At 60.1% G+C, this 13,839-nt stretch carries 17 protein-coding genes; 9 read left to right on the top strand and 8 right to left on the bottom strand.

Translation table 11 applies throughout. The features are described 5' to 3' along the window. Positions 1-39: 39 nt before the first annotated feature. The 4 genes from NW844_RS05820 to NW844_RS05805 all read left to right on the top strand — a co-directional run bounded on the left by NW844_RS05820 (position 40) and on the right by NW844_RS05805 (position 3,786). On the top strand, positions 40-1,452 hold the full coding sequence (locus tag NW844_RS05820) for an aspartate ammonia-lyase (protein ID WP_414334285.1): 1,413 nt from the start codon (positions 40-42) through the stop codon (positions 1,450-1,452). Positions 1,453-1,734: 282 nt separating this feature from the next. Then, positions 1,735-2,718 carry a DNA adenine methylase gene (locus tag NW844_RS05815; RefSeq protein WP_414334264.1) on the top strand — a complete coding sequence of 328 codons (984 nt, stop codon included), beginning with the start codon at positions 1,735-1,737 and terminating at the stop codon, positions 2,716-2,718. Between the two features lie 4 nt (positions 2,719-2,722). Further along, positions 2,723-3,076, top strand: a complete 354-nt coding sequence (locus NW844_RS05810; protein ID WP_414334262.1) for a BolA family protein — start codon at positions 2,723-2,725, stop codon at positions 3,074-3,076. 230 nt (positions 3,077-3,306) lie between these two features. Continuing rightward, entirely contained in the window at positions 3,307-3,786 is a 480-nt protein-coding gene (locus NW844_RS05805; protein ID WP_414334261.1) for a TerB family tellurite resistance protein, read from the top strand. Here NW844_RS05805 and NW844_RS05800 read toward each other — a convergent pair. Next, positions 3,767-4,204, bottom strand: coding sequence for a tetratricopeptide repeat protein (locus NW844_RS05800; protein ID WP_414334259.1), 438 nt, complete (start codon positions 4,202-4,204; stop codon positions 3,767-3,769). The genes NW844_RS05805 and NW844_RS05800 overlap by 20 nt on opposite strands. 258 nt (positions 4,205-4,462) lie before the next feature. Between NW844_RS05800 and NW844_RS05795 the strand changes: the two genes are divergently transcribed. After that, on the top strand, positions 4,463-5,095 hold the full coding sequence (locus NW844_RS05795; protein WP_414334257.1) for a DUF4384 domain-containing protein: 633 nt from the start codon (positions 4,463-4,465) through the stop codon (positions 5,093-5,095). A 124-nt stretch (positions 5,096-5,219) separates the two neighbouring features. After that, positions 5,220-5,615 (top strand): DUF4346 domain-containing protein, encoded by a 396-nt coding sequence (locus NW844_RS05790; RefSeq protein ID WP_414334255.1) that lies wholly within the window; start codon positions 5,220-5,222, stop codon positions 5,613-5,615. A 37-nt stretch (positions 5,616-5,652) separates the two neighbouring features. Here NW844_RS05790 and groL read toward each other — a convergent pair whose 3' ends face one another. The 3 genes from groL to NW844_RS05775 all read right to left on the bottom strand — a co-directional run bounded on the left by groL (position 5,653) and on the right by NW844_RS05775 (position 8,995). Beyond that, positions 5,653-7,281: a chaperonin GroEL gene (gene groL, locus NW844_RS05785; RefSeq protein WP_414334253.1), complete on the bottom strand. Its 1,629-nt coding sequence runs from the start codon at positions 7,279-7,281 to the stop codon at positions 5,653-5,655. A 185-nt stretch (positions 7,282-7,466) separates the two neighbouring features. Beyond that, complete coding sequence (locus tag NW844_RS05780) at positions 7,467-7,796, bottom strand: 30S ribosomal protein PSRP-3 (protein ID WP_414334283.1); 330 nt, start codon at positions 7,794-7,796, stop codon at positions 7,467-7,469. 77 nt (positions 7,797-7,873) lie between these two features. Next, positions 7,874-8,995 (bottom strand): NAD(P)/FAD-dependent oxidoreductase, encoded by a 1,122-nt coding sequence (locus NW844_RS05775; protein WP_414334251.1) that lies wholly within the window; start codon positions 8,993-8,995, stop codon positions 7,874-7,876. Between the two features lie 151 nt (positions 8,996-9,146). Here NW844_RS05775 and NW844_RS05770 point away from each other — a divergent pair, with 151 nt between their 5' ends. Both NW844_RS05770 and NW844_RS05765 read left to right on the top strand, forming a co-directional pair. Beyond that, positions 9,147-9,857: a Uma2 family endonuclease gene (locus NW844_RS05770; protein ID WP_414334250.1), complete on the top strand. Its 711-nt coding sequence runs from the start codon at positions 9,147-9,149 to the stop codon at positions 9,855-9,857. 133 nt (positions 9,858-9,990) lie between these two features. Next, entirely contained in the window at positions 9,991-10,623 is a 633-nt protein-coding gene (locus tag NW844_RS05765) for a lysophospholipid acyltransferase family protein (protein WP_414334248.1), read from the top strand. On the opposite strand, the gene NW844_RS05760 is transcribed toward NW844_RS05765, so the two are convergent. Then, positions 10,592-11,023 (bottom strand): (2Fe-2S) ferredoxin domain-containing protein, encoded by a 432-nt coding sequence (locus NW844_RS05760; RefSeq protein ID WP_414334246.1) that lies wholly within the window; start codon positions 11,021-11,023, stop codon positions 10,592-10,594. The genes NW844_RS05765 and NW844_RS05760 overlap by 32 nt on opposite strands. 177 nt (positions 11,024-11,200) lie before the next feature. Here NW844_RS05760 and NW844_RS05755 point away from each other — a divergent pair, with 177 nt between their 5' ends. Beyond that, the gene (locus NW844_RS05755) at positions 11,201-11,803 is read left to right on the top strand and encodes a 2'-5' RNA ligase family protein (protein ID WP_414334244.1); all 603 of its coding nucleotides are present in this window, start codon (positions 11,201-11,203) and stop codon (positions 11,801-11,803) included. On the opposite strand, the gene gap is transcribed toward NW844_RS05755, so the two are convergent. The 3 genes from gap to NW844_RS05740 all read right to left on the bottom strand — a co-directional run. Then, positions 11,788-12,807: a type I glyceraldehyde-3-phosphate dehydrogenase gene (gap, locus tag NW844_RS05750; protein ID WP_414334242.1), complete on the bottom strand. Its 1,020-nt coding sequence runs from the start codon at positions 12,805-12,807 to the stop codon at positions 11,788-11,790. The two genes, NW844_RS05755 and gap, sit on opposite strands and share 16 nt — an antisense overlap. Positions 12,808-12,986: 179 nt before the next feature. After that, entirely contained in the window at positions 12,987-13,502 is a 516-nt protein-coding gene (locus NW844_RS05745; RefSeq protein WP_414334241.1) for a Crp/Fnr family transcriptional regulator, read from the bottom strand. A gap of 129 nt (positions 13,503-13,631) precedes the next feature. Continuing rightward, the coding region (locus tag NW844_RS05740; RefSeq protein WP_414334240.1) for a hypothetical protein at positions 13,632-13,839 on the bottom strand (208 nt) is incomplete at its 5' end.

Below are 13,839 nucleotides of genomic sequence, written 5' to 3'. Positions count from 1 at the left end.
CTGCCGGCTGAAGCGGCGGCCCCCAAACATCATCCGGCCATGGTTCCAGAGACTACTCCGCCGCAAGTGCGCAGCGAACGAGACTCGATGGGGGAGCGACAACTGCCCCAATCGGTTTACTACGGCATCCAAACCGCCCGCGCCCTGGAGAACTTTCCCATCAGCGGCCTCAGGCCTCTGCCAGAGTACGTGGAAGCCTGTGTGCTGATCAAAAAGGCGGCGGCTGAAGTCAACGGCGAGCTGGGCTGCATTCCGGCAGAGGTGGCCAAGGCGATTGTCCAAGCAGCAGACGAGATCCTCCAGGGATCTCTGCGGGATCAATTTGTGGTGGATGTGTACCAGGCGGGGGCGGGCACCTCTCACCACATGAATGTGAACGAGGTGCTGGCCAACCGGGCTTTGGAGATCCTGGGGGAGCCCAAGGGACGCTACGAGCGGGTCAGCCCCAACGACCACGTCAACTACGGCCAGTCCACCAACGACGTGATCCCCACCGCCATCCGCCTGGCCGCCCTGTCGCGGGTGCGGCGGGATCTGTTGGTCACACTGGACAACCTGGTGGCGGCACTGGAGCAGAAGGCCCAAGAGTTTCGCGGCATCCTCAAAGCCGGTCGCACCCATTTACAGGATGCTGTCCCTGTAAGGCTGGGGGACAGCTTTGGGGCCTATGCGGCCATCTTTGCCCAGCACCGCCGCTGGATCGAGGAGGCCAGCCAGGCTCTGTGCAGCTTAGGGTTGGGGGGCAGCGCGGTCGGCACCGGCCTCAACACCCCCCCCCAGTACCGACAACAGGTGGTGCAGCGGCTGGCGGATTACACCCAGTTGCCCCTCACCCCGGCTCCCCATCCCATGGCAGCGATGCAGAGCATGGCCCCCTTTGTGCACCTGTCGGGATCCCTGCGCAACCTGGCCCAGGACGGCATCAAACTGGCCAATGACCTGCGGCTGATGGATTCCGGCCCCAAGACCGGCCTCAAGGAGATTCAACTGCCGCCGGTGCAGCCCGGCTCCTCCATCATGCCCGGCAAGTACAACCCGGTGCTGGCCGAGATGCTGAACATGGTCTGCTTCCAGGTGATCGGGCTGGACACCGCCATCACCCTCTGTGCTCAGGCGGGGCAATTTGAGCTGAACGTGATGATGCCCCTCATCGCCTACGACCTTCTGCACAGCCTGCAGATCTTGAACAACAGCCTGCAGGTCTTCGCCGAGCGCTGCATTCAAGGCATCATCCCCTACCCGGAGCGGTGCCGCAGCTATGCGGAAGGAACTCTCGCTCTGGTGACCGCCCTCAACCCCTACATTGGCTATTTGCAGGCGGCAGAGATAGCCAAGCTCTCCCTGGAAACCGGCAAACCCATCCGCCAAATCCTGTTGGAGCGCAACTTGATGAGCCCGGAACAGGTGGCCAAAGTGTTGGACCTAGAGGCGATGAGCCAAATGCAGTCCTAGCCCATTCACTGCAGAGAGGGAATACTGCTCCCAGAACCGTTACCCCCCGCCCAGCATCATTTGCCCAACACCTCAGGTTTTGTAGTCAATGAAACGTTTCTCTACGTCGTTATTGCTACGCAACGCCGCCGCGAACGCACTGGCGAGGCGGAGCGCTACCCCTAACTCCCCTCTCCCTCCGGGAGAGGGGCCGGGGGTGAGGGCTGACTCCCTCCGGGAGAGGGGCCGGGGGTGAGGGCGCTAGCAGCGCGGAGCACTTAGAAGGTAAAAAAGTAAACACCAATGAACGGCCAGATACCTTCCTACCCTTGTCCGCCCGTTCACGGCCTCAGCCCGAGCAAAGGCGGGGCTTTGCGTTGGGAAGAACGCGGGAGTCCAAACCCCGCCCCGGCAGCACCAGCCGTTCGAGCGCGTCCCTTCCTAAAATGGGCAGGGGGGAAAGGGCAACTGCTCAGCCAATACGAACCCTTTTTCCCGCGCAACTGGAACACCTATCACGAGCCCTTTTTGGGGGGTGGAGCGGTCTTTTTTCATCTGGCCCAAGGGATCCCGGGTTCTCGGCGCTTTGTGTTGTCGGATATTAACCCTGAGCTGGTGAATGTATATTGCTGCCTGCGGGATCGGGTGGAGGAGATCATTGCTCTGCTCAGCCACCACCAAGCCCACCACAGCCGGGAGCACTACTACACGATCCGCGCAACTCGTTTTGCGGATCCGGTGCAACGGGCGGCACGGCTGATTTACCTAAACAAAACCTGTTTCAACGGCCTCTACCGGGAAAACTCGCGGGGAGAGTTTAATGTCCCTCTGGGCCGTTACCGTCATCCCCGCATTTGCGACGCGGAGAACCTGCGGGCCGTGGCACGAGTTTTACAGGGCGTAGAGATCGCGGTGCAGCCGTTTTGGCAGGTGCTGGAACGGGCCGAACCCGGAGATTTTGTCTATCTGGATCCTCCTTACCATCCGCTGTCTGCCAGCAGCAGCTTCACCGCCTACAGCCGGTTTGCGTTTGGCGAAACCGAACAAATCCGCCTGCGAGAGGTATTTGGGACGTTGGCCGACCGAGGGGTGCAGGTGCTGCTCTCCAATTCCGATTGCCCCTTTGTGCGGGAGCTGTACCGGGATTACCCCATCCAAACCATCGTTGCCAGCCGTGCCATCAACTGCCAGGGCCACAAACGCGGTCCCATCACCGAGGTTCTGGTTCTGAGCCATCCCACCTGCAGAGCAGAGGAAGGGATCCCGTTTTGCCCCAGAAGCGTCTAGGGTGATGGATGAGCAGGTTGAGATCCGAAACGGGATCTTGAGCTCCGGCACACATTTGAACAGACCATGGGGACAACAGCGCATGGATCCACGAGAAATCGAGGCGTTGCTACAGGCTGCCCTGCCCGGCGCAAGGGTGCAGGTGGAAGACACTGTCGGCGATGGCAGCCACTTTCAGGCCATTGTAGTGGCCGAGCAATTTCAGGGCCTGCCCCTGATCAAGCAGCATCGGCTGGTGAATGAGGCCTTGAAAACCTATTTACAGGATGGCCGCCTCCATGCTTTGGCTCTGCGCACCTTTACCCCCGCTCAGTGGGAGCAGTTCCGCGGGCTAGATTCGGGTTCACCGGCTGATTGAGCCAAGAGACTCATTCTCCGATGCGTTGCCCCTGCGCCTTGGGCTACACAGAGCATGCGACTGGTAGGACGCCCAAGCGCTTCCCTCTCTCTTGGGGAGAGGGGCCGGGGTGAAGCAGGAAGTGAGTGTCTGAATCGGGTTGGAAAGAGCCATCGAGCAGACACCAAACTTAACCGAAATGGTCTGGGATCCGCTTCTAAACTGGCAGATGAGCCACCCCAGGAGGATATATGCTCACTCCATCCCCGCCCGGCATTACCCCCAAGCAAATGAATCTGCTGCGAGCTGTCACCGCGATGGCCTGGTCTGATGGCGCGCTGGAGGTTGCGGAAGTGGAGCTCATCGCCCAGCAACTCTCGCGGCATTTTGCTTCGCATCCCGGCCAGCAGGCCAGCTTAGCGCAGGAGATCCGCCAGTATTTGGTGCAGCAAGTCCCGTTGGCAGAGGTGCTGTCCAAAGTCAACGATGAGGCCGAGAAGCGTCTCATCCTCAAGTTGGGCTACCTGGTGATTGCGGCCAGCGCCCGCAGCCCGGAAGAACCCGTGGTGAATCTGGAAGAGCTGGACGCCTTTCGGCAGTTGGTGGATAGGCTGCAGTTGCCCCCAGAAGTGGTACGACAGGTCTCTCAAGAAGCAGAGGCCGAACTCGGGGATCCCAGCATTGCGCCAATTGAAGCCCTGGTGCAGGGGTTTACCCGCCACTGCCGCTAGAGACCTGGGTGGGCGGCTGGTGGTTGCGAATGGCCCGCCTGACCAAATTGAGAAAAGCAAAGGCTCGTTGATCGGTGGGATCCAAGCGCATCACCGCTTGAAAGGCTGCTTCCGCCTGCTGCAGAACGGATAGCTCGATTTGGCCATCCTCATCTGCTTCCAGTTGGGCCTTTTGCAACAGGAGGGCCCCTCGATTGTAATGGGCTGCCACATGGTTGGGATCTGCCGCCAAAACGGCTTCCAGCTCTGCCAAGGCCGGATCCAGGTAGCCGCTCATACCCAGCACCCAGGCCAGCTTGTACCGAGCTTCGGTGTGGGTTGGGTCGGCAGCAACTGCTTGCCGAAACGCCCGCATGGCCGACTGGAAATCTCCCGCTTGTACCGCCGCGATGCCCTCTTGGTAGCTGTCGTGAGCCATAAGCCGGTTGGGGGTTGACTTGGAATCTGGCGCGAGGAAGGGATCCCTTATTTGCAGCTTAGCCCTTCTCAGCTACGTTCCTCCAGATGCCGAGAAGGGAGCCGTGCCCTCGCCGCTGCAGCGTTTTTTTCCCCTCGGTGATGCCATCTGCAGTAGGAGAAACTGCCGCGGCAGGAGATTGGAGATTGCGCAAAGCCTGAGCCGCTCCACCTGGGCCCGTTCCTAGGATGAACATAACCCTTGATCCGGTGTTGAACAATGAACGCCAAACTGCTTTTCCTACCCTTGGCTCTGGGGTTGTCTGTAGCTCCGGCCACCGCTGTTTTTCCGCAAACCTTGGGCATTTACCCCCCCTTGCAAAGGCTGCAACTGGCCGACACTGCTCAGTTGGAGATTGGCACCCGCTCCATCATCGTCAACCCCGTTCCTTCTGACTTGCAGGTCAATTTGGAGCTGGATCGGCGCGGGTCGAACCCCATCTACCGGCCTGGAGAACCGATTGCCATTACCCTGAGCACCAACCGCGATGCCTACGTCTATCTGTTCAGCATCCAAGCCGATGGCCGCACCCATCTGATTTTGCCCAACCGCTTTTCCGGCGGGAACGAGTTTCTGCGGGCCGGAGAAGTGCGTACCTTTCCACCGCCGGGGGCCAGCTACCGGTTGACCATCGCTCCACCTTTCGGCCAAGCCCAGGTGTTGGCCGTAGCCTCTCCCCGTCCGCTGAACTTCCAGGAGATCGCCTCTTTTGAGCAGAGTGGCTCCTTTGCCGATGTGCGGGTGCGGGGATCCCAATTGGGCAGTGCCATCGCCCGCGCCATTGTCGTCGAAGGGATCCCTTCCGACCAGTGGGTGACGACCACACGATTTTATCGAGTGGCCCCCCGCTAGCCCAAGACAGGATCCATCCGCCAGGACCGAGGTTGTCCAAAAAGCAGCTTCATCTGTCACAATGAAGGCAGGCAAACGTAGCCTCGGCTACGTTTCTCTCTTGCGGTCTTGGGTCAGCCGTTCTATGCTTCCTTCCTCCACGCCCCTGAGCGAGCAGATGCGCAGCCTTGACGACCATCTCTCCCGCCGGCCCTTGGAGCTGGATCCGGCGGGTTACTTTGTCATCTACCTGGATCGGGAGCAGAACCTGATTTGCGCCAAGTACTACCGCACTGTAATTAACGAGCGGGGGCTGGCCACCGATCCGGAAACAGGAGCAGTGATCCCGGCCAGGGGCTCCGTCAATCGCTCCCCTGAACGGGTGTATGTTGGACGCACGGCCAAAGAACTGTGTGTGCAGATCTTCGAAAAAGAGCAGGAGAGGGTTGTCTCTCAGCTCAGCCATGCGGCCTACCTGGGACGGGAGTTTCAGAAGGCCGAAGCTGCCCTGCTCTCCGGCGCGGAGTACATCCAAGACTAAGCCGCCTCTCCCAGGGCCGGAGCGTACGTTTGAGGGGCTACATCATACCCATGCCCCCGGAGCCAGCCGTCGGGGCTGCCGGTTTGGGCTCAGGTTTTTCCACCACAATCGCTTCGGTCGTGAGATACATTCCGGCTATGGAAGCCGCGTTTTGCAACGCCGAGCGCACCACCTTGGCCGGATCCACGATCCCCTGAGCAAACATGTCCACATAGGTTCCGGTCAGGGCATCGAAGCCAAAAGGCATCTCCTTCTCCAGAACTTTTTCCACCACCACCGACCCTTCCAGACCGGCATTGTGGGCAATCTGATAGAGCGGAGCCTGCAAAGCCCGGTAGACAATCTCTGCCCCCACCTGCTCTTCCGACTTCAAGGTTGCCTTGAAAGCCGGGATCCCTTTGGCCAGATGCAAAAGCGTCGCCCCACCGCCGGGAACGATCCCTTCTTCCACCGCCGCTCGAGTGGCATTCAGGGCATCCTCAATGCGCAGCTTGCGGTCTTTGAGCTCTGTTTCGGTGGCAGCCCCCACTTTGATCACCGCCACCCCACCGGCCAACTTGGCAATCCGCTCCTGCAGCTTCTCGCGGTCGTACTCGGAATCGGTGGTTTCCAGTTGCTTGCGAATTTGGGCCACCCGCTTCTCCACCGCCGCTTTGGTGCTGCCATCGGTGACGATTGTCGTTTTATCTTTGGTGACGGTGATCTTGCGGGCCACCCCCATCATGTTCAGGGTGACGTTCTCCAACTTGATGCCCAGATCCTCGGAGATGAGCTGCCCGCCGGTGAGAATGGCAATGTCTTCCAGCATGGCCTTGCGCCGATCCCCAAAAGCCGGAGCCTTGACCGCCACCGCGTTGAGCACCCCCCGCAGCTTGTTGACCACCAGAGTGGCCAGCGCTTCTCCCTCCACATCTTCTGCGATGACCAAAAGAGGCCGACCTTCACGGGCCACCCGCTCCAGGATGGGCAGCAAATCTTGCAGGCTGGAGATCTTGTTGCTGGTGATGAGCAGATAGGCATTTTCGTATTCGGCCACCATCCGCTCGGTGTCGGTAACAAAATAGGGGGAAATGTAGCCGCGGTCGAACTGCATCCCTTCTACAACTTCCAATTCCGTCTCCAAGGACTTGGATTCCTCGACGGTGATCACCCCCTCTCGCCCCACGGCATCCATGGCCTTGGCAATCATCTCCCCCACCTCGCTGTCATTGCCGGCAGAGATGGTGGCTACTTCCGCAATGGTTTTGCGGCCTTCCACAGGCTTGGCATGGGCGGCAATTTGCTCCACTAAGTAGGCGGTGGTCTTTTCAATGCCGCGCCGCAAGGCCACAGGGTTGGCACCCGCTGAAATGTTTTTCAGCCCTTCCCGCACCATGCTCTGGGCCAAGATGGTGGCAGTGGTGGTACCATCCCCGGCCACATCGTTGGTCTTGGAGGCCACTTCCCGCATCAACTGGGCACCGGTGTTCTCCAAGGGATCCGCCAACTCGATTTCTTTGGCAATCGTGACCCCATCGTTGACGATCTGGGGGGCACCAAACTTCTTCTCCAAGACCACGTTGCGCCCTTTGGGGCCAACCGTAACCTTGATCGCATCCGCCAGTTGATTGATGCCCTGCTCCAGCGCCTTGCGGGCCTCTTCTCTAAACAGAATCCGTTTTGCCATAAAATCCGCGATCCTCGTAATTTCGACTGGGCTACCTGTGCCGAGTGCTGCCGGGCGGAGTGGAAGAATCCATCGGCTCAGCCAACAGAAAGTTAGCACTCTAAACTCCTGAGTGCCAATCTAGCCCAAAACTGGGAGACTCAGCAAGGTGGGACAGATCCGGGGTCAGGTTGTGGCCGAGAGGCTTAGGAGTTGCCGCCGATCAGGATGTCGGGAAACTGGGCCTGGGCTTCGCTGATGGGGCGGTTGCGTCCGCCGTTTTGCCAGTAGTTGATGAGTTCGGTGGCTTGGTTGAGCAGAGTGATGCGATCTTCCTCGCTGATCCAAGTTTTGCTCTCCAGCTCAGCTTTAAGCTGCTCCCAAGCGTCATCCCGAGGCCAGAAAAAGTAGTGGGTGAGGGGGCTGCGGTTTTTGGCCACCACCTGATCCACAGCAATAGCCAAGTCGTTTTCTAGCCACAGGGCTTTTAGGGCGAACTTCGGCAAGGCTCTCTTCTCCTTTGCAGGACTCGACAGGTCACACGCTGGCCCGGCCTGAGCCGGGCAGCCTTCTATTCTGACATAAGTCCGCCTCCCTCAGGGGATAGGCCCGCTCAGCCCTGTTTAGGTCTTGGGGCAAAAGCGCTTAGATCGCAGAGGGCTGTTTTCCCTTTCAGCACCAAATCTCTCAGGACGGCGGCGCTAATCGGGGCCAGCAACACTCCATTGCGGTAGTGGCCAGTGGCAACAAAAAGATTGACATAGCCGGGAGCCGGCCCCAGGATGGGGGCGCGCTGCCCCACCGGTCGAGGGCGGTGGCCGGCCCAGTGCTCCAACAAAGTCGCTTCGGCCAAAGCCGGGCAGAGCCGGATGGCGCGGGCCAGCAGATCTTGCAGCGCCAGCAGCGTCGGCTGGGGATGGGGGGCCTGAAACTCCACGGTTGCCCCCACCCACAGGGATCCATCGCCCAGGGGGACCAGATGCAGATCCTCGTCGCTGACCACCGGCCCCAGGGGGATCCTAGGCGCTTTGACCCGCAGGGCCTGGCCCTTGACGGCCTGCAACGGCATCTGCAACCTCAGCTTCTCAGCCAAAGGGGAGCTGCCCAGGCCGGCAGCGAGAACGACATAGCCTGCCGAGAAGGTGAGGGCGGGCGTATCAATTGCCTGCAGGCGAAAGGGGGGATCCGGGCTGCGCTGGATCTTCTGAACCGGCTGATGGAAGAAAAAGCGGGATCCCTTGCGCTGGGCTGCTTCCAAGAGGGCCTGAGTGAGGAGCTTGGGTTGGACTTGGCGATCCTGGGGCGAGTAGAGGGCCCCCGCCAGGTCGCTGCGCAAACCCGGCTGCAGGGATCCCACTTCGCCGGGGCTAAGCAGCTCCAGGCGGTAACCTGCTTGCCGCCGAGCCGCCAGGGTTGCTTGCCAAGCGTCCACTTCCTCCTCCCGAAGGAGCTTGAGGATGCCGTGCCGATTGACGGGCAAATTCCGACCCAAGTCCGCTTCCAGCCGGGCAATCAAGGGATCAAACTGCTCCAGGCTTTTCAGGCGCAACTGCACCACCTCCCCATCCGGCTGGCGGCTGCAGATCCCCATCAACACCCCCAGTGACGCGCCCGTGGCGCCTGAGGCCGGATCCTTGGCGTCGATCCCAACCACTGATAGCCCTGCGGAAGACAGCTCGTAGGCGATGGCACAGCCCACCACGCCACAGCCAATCACCAAAACGTCACAGTTCAAGGTTCTTCCTCAAAGAGATCCCTTTTGCCGTGATACCCCATTCTCCGGGCGGGATCCCTTCTGGAGAGCGGCCAGCTTTGCCGCCCTTGTCCTCTGCGGCAAAAAGTAGGGGAAACGGCTAAGATGTCGACATCCCCGACTGCCTTCGCCCATGGATACTGAACTGCTGCTGCCCGACATCGCTGATCTGGTCACTGAGGACGATACCCCGGTGGATAACTTTGCCTCTGAAAAGCAGCAGCGTCTCCTGACGGGGGCACTCTACAGCTCTCTGCCCCACAAAACCTTCCTGGCAGCAGCCAATGTGGGCATCTACACCACCCCTAACCGACCTCCCATCGTGCCGGATGTTTTTCTCAGCCTGGATGTCACGGTGCCGGAACAATGGTGGGAGAAGCAGAACCGGTGCTATCTGCTCTGGCAATTTGACAAGCCGCCGGATGTGGTGATTGAGATTGTCTCCAACCGCGAAGGCGACGAGCTAGGGGGCAAGCTCAGTCGCTACGAGCAGATGCGGGTCAGCTACTACGCGGTTTTTGATCCCAACCACGAGCTGGGGCCAGAGGAGCTGCGCATTTTCGAGCTGCGAGGCCGCCACTATGCGGAAATGACCGAGACCTGGCTGGAACAGGTGGAGCTGGGCCTGAGGCTGTGGGACGGAGTTTTCGAGGGGAAACAAGCCCGCTGGCTGCGCTGGTGCGACGCCCAAGGGCAGTTGCTGTTGACGGGAGATGAGCGGGCCGAGCGGGAGCGCCAGCGGGCTGAGCTGGAGCGCCAACGAGCCGAACAGGAGCGCCAACGGGCTGAGCGTCTGGCGGAAAGGTTGCGGGCTTTGGGCGAGGATCCTGATCTGGAGAGGTGACATACTCCTGGCCCTCACCGCATCCCACCCTAAGTGAAGGTCTCAGGAAAACCTATCTCCAAAGTCGCTGGGGATCCCCCGCTTTCCCCTACACTCAAAGAGGGAGCTACCCCTAAGTTGGGAAATCGTCCAGATGGGCTATCGCCGCCAGGATTGGTTGGCCTACTGGCTGCTCAAGTGGCTGGTGGTCAATCCGCTGTTTCGGGGACTGTATTTTGGCCGCACCTATGGCCAGGAAAACGTGCCTCGCCAGGGATCCCTGATCATTGTCAGCAACCATGCCAGCCACTTGGATCCGCCGCTGGTGGCCAATGCAGTGCGCCGCCCTGTAGCCTTCATGGCCAAGGAAGAGCTGTTTCGGGTGCCAGCGCTGAAGCAGGTGATCCGGCTCTACGGGGCCTACCCGGTCAAGAGAGGCGGCTCTGACCGCGCTGCCTTGCGAGCCACGGAAGCAGCCCTGGCGCGGGGATGGGCGGTGGGGATCTTTCTCAACGGCACCCGCACCCCCGATGGCCGCATTCCCCAGCCTCACCTGGGGGCTGCCTTGGTGGCAGCGCGCACCCAGACACCTCTGCTCCCCGTGGCCCTCTGGGGTACCGAGAAGGTGCTGCCCAAGGGATCCCGCTGGCCGCGGCTGTTCTGCCCCATCACGGTGCGCATCGGCAAGGTGATCCCCCCCCCTGCTTCCAGTGATAAGGCTGATTTGCAACAGGCGACGGCAGAGTACGTGCAGGCTATCCACGCTCTCTTGGATCAGGGGCGCTGAGGGTATCTTGGGCTACCAGATACTCGGCCACCGGGATCCCGCCCAGGATATGCTCTTGCAGCACCCGCTCTATCACCGGGGGCGTGGCCGAGTGGTACCAAAACCCACCGGGATACACCAGCAACACCGGGCCGGGAACGCCATAGTCACACCCGCGCAGGCAGTTGGCCTTGGTGCGGTGTACTCTCAGGGAGCTGCCGCCTTGGATTTCCAGGTTCAATTCCCTGATCCGCGATCTCAAATAGTCCCAGGCTTCCAATCCGACGGCTTTTTCACAGCACTTGGGCTTGGTCTGGTCGGCGCAGAGAAAGAGATGCCAATGGTAAGACGGAAGCGGAGCCGGCTGAGGTTCTGAAGATGCGGTTGCCGGCGTGGGAACGGGAGCGGAAAGCTGGGTCATAGAGGATCCCTCTAGCCTACTGCCACTAGATAATCGCTAGATAATTATATGAGAATATGAGTGGCTAAAGAAGATGCCGGGCATCCCGACAAACCCTCTGACCCTTAGGGAATGGGGTAGAGGTCTGGGGCTGGGCTGTCCTAGCCTGGATAATACAGGTCCCTCACCTGTCCAGCAATGGTGAACGACGCTCCCCAACAGCGGCTGTTTCTCGCCCTCCTACCCCCGGCAGACTTGCAGGAGCAAGTGACCGCCATCAAACAACAGTTTGCCGAGCAATTTGCCAGCCGCGCAGCCCTGCGCTCGCCCCCTCACATTACCCTGGTGCCTCCTTTCGAGTGGCCCACTGCTGAGCTGCCAGCCCTGACGGGATCCCTGGGAGAATTTGCCAAGGAGCAGGCTCCGGTTGCTGTTGAGCTCCGCGGCTTCGGTGCCTTCGCGCCACGGGTTATCTATATCCACGTCGAGCCCTCCCCTGAGCTGCAACAGCTCCAGGCCAAGACACAGCGCCACATGAATCTGCTGCTTAAGCCAGAGCCGGCCCCTACCCCAGCTCGTCCCTTTGTCCCCCACATGACTGTGGTCTTTCGGGATCTCAGCCCGGCCCAGTTTCGCACCGCCTGGCCACAGTTCAAAACTCGCCCTTTCCAGGGATCCTTTCTCGCCTCCGCTCTCACCCTCCTCAGCCATGACGGCAAGCGCTGGCAAGTTTTTGCCGAATTCTCCCTCTCCGCCTCTGAGGGATTGAGACAGGAAACAACAGCCTACTCAACCCAGTGAGCAGCCATGTATTCAGCCAGATCCAGCACCCGCTGCGAGTAGCCCCACTCGTTGTCGTACCAGGCCATCACCTTCACCAGATCCCCGTCCAGCACACTGGTCATCTCCGCATCCACAATCGCCGAGCAGTCGTGGCCGCGATAGTCGATGGAGACCAAGGGGATATCGGAGTAGGCAATGATCCCTTTCATCGTGGTCTCTGAAGCTTCCTTGAGAGCCGCGTTCACCTCTTCGGCAATCACACGCCGCTCTGTTTGCACCACCAAGTCCACCAGCGACACATTGGGCGTGGGAACCCGTACTGCCACCCCGTTCAGCTTGCCCTTCAGTTCGGGGATCACCAGCGCTACTGCCTTGGCCGCCCCGGTGGTAGTGGGCACCATGCTCAGCGCCGCCGCCCGCGCCCGTCGCAGATCGCGGTGGCCACCATCCAAAATCCGCTGGTCGCCGGTGTAGCTGTGGGTGGTGGTCATCGTAGCCCGCAGGACGCCGAACTTGTCCAGCAGCACTTTGAGGAGGGGGGTAAGGCAGTTGGTGGTGCAACTGGCGTTGCTGACAATGTTGTGCCGCACCGGGTCATAGGTGTGTTGGTTGACGCCATACACAAAGGTAGGGATGTCGCCTCCCTTGGCCGGAGCCGTGATCACCACCTTCTTGGCTCCCGCCTCTATGTGTTTAGAGGCACCCTGGTAGTCTACAAAAACACCTGTGGCCTCAATAACAAGATCCACTTTCCACTCTTTCCAGGGCAGGTTGCTGGGGTTGCGATCGGAAACCACGTGGATATGCTTGCCGTTAACCAGCAGGCCACCCTCGGCGGCCTCTACTTCCGCCCCTTGCAGCGGCCCGAGGATGGAGTCGTACTTGAGCAGATGGGCAGCCGTGCGAGCGTCTGAGGTGTCGTTGATGGCAACAATATCCAAGTTGGACTGGGAGCGCCCCAGCCAACAACGCAAAAAGTTGCGACCGATGCGACCGAATCCGTTGATGGCTACCCTGACCACTGCTCTTAACCTCGCTGCTTGAAATGCTTCGGGAGCTGCTGCTTAGCACATAATACCGCAAGCCCTGGCTATTCTGAAGATAAAATTTGGGATCCCACCGCTTGATTTTTGGCTTCTTTGTAGGAGCGCCAGAACCTTGATTCTAGGGATCCCAGCCTGCCGGCAGGGGTTCTTTTTCCTCAAGCAGGATAGCGCTGCTGCAGCAGGGCCATAGCCGAGGCGACATTTTCCGCCCCCCGTTGTTCCAGGAGATCTGCGAACATGCTGTCGAGCCAAAAGAGGCGCTCGCCGATGATCTGGGTCCAGGCGCGGTAAAGCTTCACCTGGACTTCCAGGGGCAATAGGAGCAGCCCTTCGCTGGAGAGGCGCAGGGTTTGCACCTCGGTTAGGCTCACTGCGGTAAAGGAGCGCCGCCGCCCCGTCAGCAAGGAAAGTTCTCCAAACACGCGCCCAGCATGCAGTGTTGCCAGCCAGTAATCGCCGGGATAGCGCATGTACTGGCGCCGCAGCTCCACGATCCCGCTGAGAACTACGTACAGGTCGCTGCTGGGATCCCCTTCTTGGAAGATTACCTGGCCGGGAGAAAAGCGACTGGGCAGTAGGGCAGCCGTCAATGCCTTCCACTCAGCATCTGCCAAGGACTGAAAGAGCAAGTGGTCGCGAACACGCTCAAACGGATAACGGGTGCTGCTCATCGGGTCAGCGGCTGGAAGTGCTTGGGGCCAGCTCTGTTTCATCCTACCGCCGCTGGCATCGTACTGGGAGAGAGCCACCCCAGAGGTTGGGGGACAACCCAAACGACTCGATTGACGGTTCAAGCCAGGCTATTCTTCCAGAACGTAGGAAATGGCGTTTTTGTTGACGCAGATAAAGTCGGCATGGGCGACGCGGTGTCCGTTGATGAACATTTCCGAGTCGGTTAAGGGGACAAACGTGCGCTCGTCGTTGAGCAGGCTGGAAACCCGTCGCTCGAACTTCGTCCCTTCTAGGAATACCTCGCCGCGAATATCGGTGCCATCCAGGGTGCGAATA

This window comes from Synechococcus sp. H55.2 (genome assembly GCF_047462495.1).
In the GTDB taxonomy this organism is placed as follows: domain Bacteria; phylum Cyanobacteriota; class Cyanobacteriia; order Thermostichales; family Thermostichaceae; genus Thermostichus.
This window is presented reverse-complemented; position numbering and strand designations above follow the sequence as displayed.

Coding starts and splice junctions, on each gene's coding strand:
- NW844_RS05810 (WP_414334262.1), top strand. CDS start 2,723: ATGGATGAGCAGGTTGAGATCCGAAACGGGATCTTGAGCTCCGGCACA.
- NW844_RS05800 (WP_414334259.1), bottom strand. CDS start 4,204: ATGGCTCACGACAGCTACCAAGAGGGCATCGCGGCGGTACAAGCGGGA.
- NW844_RS05790 (WP_414334255.1), top strand. CDS start 5,220: ATGCTTCCTTCCTCCACGCCCCTGAGCGAGCAGATGCGCAGCCTTGAC.
- NW844_RS05745 (WP_414334241.1), bottom strand. CDS start 13,502: ATGAGCAGCACCCGTTATCCGTTTGAGCGTGTTCGCGACCACTTGCTC.
- NW844_RS05795 (WP_414334257.1), top strand. CDS start 4,463: ATGAACGCCAAACTGCTTTTCCTACCCTTGGCTCTGGGGTTGTCTGTA.
- NW844_RS05755 (WP_414334244.1), top strand. CDS start 11,201: ATGGTGAACGACGCTCCCCAACAGCGGCTGTTTCTCGCCCTCCTACCC.
- groL (WP_414334253.1), bottom strand. CDS start 7,281: ATGGCAAAACGGATTCTGTTTAGAGAAGAGGCCCGCAAGGCGCTGGAG.
- NW844_RS05820 (WP_414334285.1), top strand. CDS start 40: ATGGTTCCAGAGACTACTCCGCCGCAAGTGCGCAGCGAACGAGACTCG.
- NW844_RS05770 (WP_414334250.1), top strand. CDS start 9,147: ATGGATACTGAACTGCTGCTGCCCGACATCGCTGATCTGGTCACTGAG.
- NW844_RS05760 (WP_414334246.1), bottom strand. CDS start 11,023: ATGACCCAGCTTTCCGCTCCCGTTCCCACGCCGGCAACCGCATCTTCA.
- NW844_RS05765 (WP_414334248.1), top strand. CDS start 9,991: ATGGGCTATCGCCGCCAGGATTGGTTGGCCTACTGGCTGCTCAAGTGG.
- NW844_RS05815 (WP_414334264.1), top strand. CDS start 1,735: ATGAACGGCCAGATACCTTCCTACCCTTGTCCGCCCGTTCACGGCCTC.
- NW844_RS05805 (WP_414334261.1), top strand. CDS start 3,307: ATGCTCACTCCATCCCCGCCCGGCATTACCCCCAAGCAAATGAATCTG.